This is a genomic window from Bacteroides cellulosilyticus DSM 14838, assembly GCF_000158035.1.
Lineage (GTDB): Bacteria > Bacteroidota > Bacteroidia > Bacteroidales > Bacteroidaceae > Bacteroides > Bacteroides cellulosilyticus.
The window spans coordinates 1-690 of sequence record NZ_EQ973491.1; the positions used below are offsets into that span (position 1 = coordinate 1).

Annotated in this window: 1 protein-coding gene; it reads right to left on the bottom strand. The window is 42.0% G+C overall.

Features of this window, described 5'->3' with window-relative positions; genetic code table 11:
• Nucleotides 1–14: 14 nt before the first annotated feature.
• On the bottom strand, nucleotides 15–690 hold a 676-nt coding region (locus BACCELL_RS12405; RefSeq protein WP_007212150.1), incomplete at its 5' end, for a tyrosine-type recombinase/integrase.

Genomic DNA, 690 nt, shown 5'->3' on the forward strand with positions numbered 1-690 from the left:
TTTCCTTGTTTATTTCAATTGGAAATTGTTCCTTTACCGCCGGAATCGTTCCGTTTCCTACCGGGAATCGGAACAGAAATATGAAGCTCATTCTTAGTGTTTTTCCTCACTTTATCATTTCGATTTACTTTTCCCCTTTCTTTTCTCTTCCATTCCTTTTCTGCCATCGGATTAACCAACGCTGCCATCTGCAAGTTTACCACCGCCAGTTGTTCATCAGAGAACGATCTCAAATAAGTATGCGTAATTTCCTCTGAAGCATGGCTCAACCCTGCACTAATCTTAGATACGGGTATATCCTCATTATATGCCAATGTCGCCCACGTATGGCGTGCTACGTATGAAGTCAGTCTCACTTCCAATCCCAATCGCTCGGATAACCGATACAAATGTTTATTGTAAAGTCGCAAGGCACTTTCATACTGTTTTCTTTCCTCAGGTATACTTCCCGATTGGCGTATAATCCTTAATAAATAGGGTGAACCCGAATCATCACATAAATATCTCTCGATAATTTCCCACATCCACGGTTCAAGCGTAATCGTCAACATCCTCCCCGTCTTGCTACGGCGATAACAAAGCACATTATCCTGAATGTCCGTCTTCCTCAAATAGGCCAAATCAATAAAAGGAATCCCTCGTAGATAATAAGAAAGAATAAACAGATCCCGTGCCATCCCCAAACTGGGC